Origin of the sequence: Streptococcus vestibularis ATCC 49124, assembly GCF_000188295.1 — a bacterium.
Lineage (GTDB): Bacteria > Bacillota > Bacilli > Lactobacillales > Streptococcaceae > Streptococcus > Streptococcus vestibularis.
In genome coordinates this window covers 1,178,809-1,182,081 of record NZ_GL831112.1, presented here as the reverse complement: position 1 = coordinate 1,182,081, position 3,273 = coordinate 1,178,809, and the positions used below count along the sequence as shown (strand labels likewise).

The following is a 3,273-nucleotide window of genomic DNA, read 5'->3' as shown; positions in this document are numbered from 1 at the left end:
TTATTATAGCTTAAACTATTACTATTATGAAAAAAAGAAAAAATATTCAAGTGAAAAGTATGGTGGAAGCCGCCGAAAAACTAAATACAAGAAGAAAGATTCGGTAAAACAAGACCTTCAAAAAGACGTTAAGAGAGATAGCAAAGATAGTAAAAAAGATGTCGAAAGAAGCGACGAGAAGAATAACAAAAAAGATAAGAAAAAGGTTTCTAAAAAATCAGTAGAAAAGAAACCAGTTGAGGAAACATCGGTACCAGTAGGACACAAGGGAAAAGAAGAAAAAACTGAAACCTTATCACTTAGAAGCAAACGCTCTAAAAAATCTAGATCAAAATTATCCCGTGATGATAAAAAACCTTATCTTATCTTATCTCTTCTGGGTGCAGTGGTTATTCTTGTATTTGTTGCTATGCTTGCCTTAGCAGGACGAGGAAAACAGGCTGGTCACACTGGGAACCTTGGGAACATTTTTGGTTCTAACTCTAAGATAACTAAAAAAGAGGAAAAGGTAACTCCAACCAACAAGTCATCTGAAGCTAAAAAAGCAGTCATGGAAGCAGATGCAGATACGATGTATTCTAATGGTTTGTATTATGATTATGCCAACATGACATTGAACCAAGTGGTTGAAGCTTTTATGGCTGATCAGGGGATTGAGTCTAGCCAAATCGCTTTCTCATATAAAAATACCAAGACAAATGAGCAATTCTCTATGAATGATACTCAGCCAATGACTGCAGGATCGACCTACAAATTGCCACTAAACATGCTTGTCATGGATCAGGTTAATAAAGGAAAACTTTCTTTAACTGAACGTTTTGATATTACTAATACTGAGTATGAGTATCAAGGCGAACACGATAATTATGTTGCTGCTTTCGGTGGTTCAATGACTATTCCAGAAATGCAAGAGTATTCTCTTGTTTACTCTGAAAATACTCCAGCCTATGCTTTGGCGGAACGCCTTGGTGGTATGGAAAAATTCTATGGCATGCTTGATAAATATGGTAAATCAAAAGGTGAAGTGAAAACTATCCAAATGCATGGTAATAAGACAACGACGGATTATTACATCCAAGTTTTGGATTACCTTTGGAAACACCAAGATAATTACAAGGATATTCTCCACTACATTGGTGAGTCATTCCCTAATGAGTACTACAAGACATATCTTCCTAATCTGACAATTTATCAAAAACCAGGTTATGTCCGTGAAGCACTCAACGTTGATGCTATCGTTATGGAAGATACACCTTATATGGTTGCAATCTATACCCGTTACCTCGGTGGTTCAACTGAGGAATCAGATGAAATTAGTGGTTGGGGTCTTCAACAATTGGGAATGCTCTCTTATGTTATTAATGAGTGGCACCGTGTTAATATGAATTAATACTGAAAAAGCCGAAATAATCGGCTTTTTTCTATACTATTACATGAAGGTAAGAATTAGAACACTCACAAAGAGAAATGGGACAAAAGCTACTGTTTCATTAGGGTTTCTACGTACTAGGAAGTACGTAAGCCCAAATAGGCAAGCTAGTTCAATAGCTAATAGTATTTTGGAAAATGGGAAAATGAGGGAGACACTGGCCAAATAGAGAAAATCACCTTCACCAATATTTAAACGTTTGAAATACGATAGGGCGGCTAAACTTATTCCTAAGGTAAAAGTGAGGTAGTGGTTTCCCAAACAAAGGAGAGCTAGTGTTCCAAGAACCCAAATTAGAAGGGGATATGATTTATTTTTTAAATCAAAAATAGTTACACAAAGACTGAAAAGAAGCAAATAGGTTCTTCCGAAATCTAGGTAGTCATAGAAATAAAGAAGAAGTATTCCTCCACAAAACAATTCCAAGAAGAGGTAACGGTATGGGATAGAGCTTTGGCATAACCGACATCTGAATCTTAAGAAAAGTTGCGATAGGATAGGAATCATTTCGAAAAAACGTAACGGATGCCCACACTGATTGCAATGGCTTCTGGGAAAAATAATCGACTTCTCAGGAAAACGATCACAAATCAATCCAATAAACGAGCCTAAAGAGGCACCAAGAAAAAAATATAAAATACTAAGCATACCTAACTATTCGAAAAAAGACAGAAAAAGCATTTCACTTGCATCTTATTTAGAAATATTCTAAAATATAGATATAAACGATAATAATTCTAAATAAGGAGAAAGAATATGGCACATTCAATTAAAGAAACAATCAATGAAACAGTTAATCATCAAGCAGAGACACCAACAAATACAAAAACCAAAGCAGTATTAAATCAAGCAGTTGCCGATTTGTCTGTAGCAGCTTCTATTGTGCATCAAGTTCATTGGTATATGCGTGGTCCTGGTTTCCTTTATCTTCACCCAAAAATGGATGAATTGATGGATAGTTTGAATGCCCATCTTGATGAGATTAGTGAACGTTTGATTACTATTGGTGGTGAACCTTACTCAACTTTGGTAGAGTTTTCATCTAATTCAGGTTTGACTGAAACTACTGGTACATTTGATAAATCAATGTCTGATCAAATTCAGTTATTGGTTGATACATATAAATACTTGTCTGTCTTGTTCCAAGTTGGTTTGGATATCACAGATGAAGAAGGAGATGCTCCTTCAAATGATATCTTTACAGCCGCAAAATCAGAAATTGATAAGACTATCTGGATGTTGACTGCTGAACTTGGACAAGCACCAGGCTTGAAATAATCAAATTTTGAGTTAAGATGATTGTCAAGAGTTCCTCTAAAAGTGTATAATAGACACAAAATACTTTTAGAAGAAGGGAGGCGGCGATATGTCTGAGCATCGACATAGTCTAGGTGTTTATGAAGATGTCCTGAATCAGTTAAAAGCTAAAGGAATTCGATTGACCGAATCTCGTAAAGCTGTTATCCGCTATTTAATGATGTCTGATCAACATCCTAGTGCTGATGTGATATATTATGACCTTCTCCCTGATAATCCGGGTATGAGTTTGGCGACGGTCTATAACAACTTGAAAGTGTTGGTTGAAGAGGGAATTGTCTCTGAAATTAAGGTTAATAATGATAATACAACATATTATGATTTTATGGGGCATGACCACTTAAACATTGTTTGTGAAAAATGTGGTCAAATTACTGATTTAGATTTACCGATTCCGTCTTTCAAAGAAGAGGTAGAATCTCAAACAGGATTTCGTATCACTCGTGAGCAGATGATTTTGCATGGCATTTGTCCGAATTGTCAATAGATAAGAGCCTAAGTTAAATAGACTTGGGTTTTTTTCTACC

At 35.7% G+C, this 3,273-nt stretch carries 4 protein-coding genes; 3 read left to right on the top strand and 1 reads right to left on the bottom strand.

The genetic code is table 11. The features are described from left to right. The coding region (locus tag HMPREF9425_RS05785) for a serine hydrolase (protein ID WP_003097451.1) at positions 1-1,390 on the top strand (1,390 nt) is incomplete at its 5' end. A 39-nt stretch (positions 1,391-1,429) separates the two neighbouring features. On the opposite strand, the gene HMPREF9425_RS05780 is transcribed toward HMPREF9425_RS05785, so the two are convergent. Beyond that, positions 1,430-2,077, bottom strand: a complete 648-nt coding sequence (locus HMPREF9425_RS05780; protein WP_003097450.1) for a prepilin peptidase — start codon at positions 2,075-2,077, stop codon at positions 1,430-1,432. A gap of 108 nt (positions 2,078-2,185) precedes the next feature. Between HMPREF9425_RS05780 and HMPREF9425_RS05775 the strand changes: the two genes are divergently transcribed. Together HMPREF9425_RS05775 and HMPREF9425_RS05770 are read left to right on the top strand one after the other, a co-directional pair. Further along, complete coding sequence (locus HMPREF9425_RS05775) at positions 2,186-2,707, top strand: Dps family protein (RefSeq protein ID WP_003093383.1); 522 nt, start codon at positions 2,186-2,188, stop codon at positions 2,705-2,707. Positions 2,708-2,795: 88 nt separating this feature from the next. Then, entirely contained in the window at positions 2,796-3,233 is a 438-nt protein-coding gene (locus tag HMPREF9425_RS05770) for a Fur family transcriptional regulator (protein ID WP_003097449.1), read from the top strand. Positions 3,234-3,273 lie beyond the last annotated feature (40 nt).

Coding starts and splice junctions, on each gene's coding strand:
- HMPREF9425_RS05775 (WP_003093383.1), top strand. CDS start 2,186: ATGGCACATTCAATTAAAGAAACAATCAATGAAACAGTTAATCATCAA.
- HMPREF9425_RS05770 (WP_003097449.1), top strand. CDS start 2,796: ATGTCTGAGCATCGACATAGTCTAGGTGTTTATGAAGATGTCCTGAAT.
- HMPREF9425_RS05780 (WP_003097450.1), bottom strand. CDS start 2,077: ATGCTTAGTATTTTATATTTTTTTCTTGGTGCCTCTTTAGGCTCGTTT.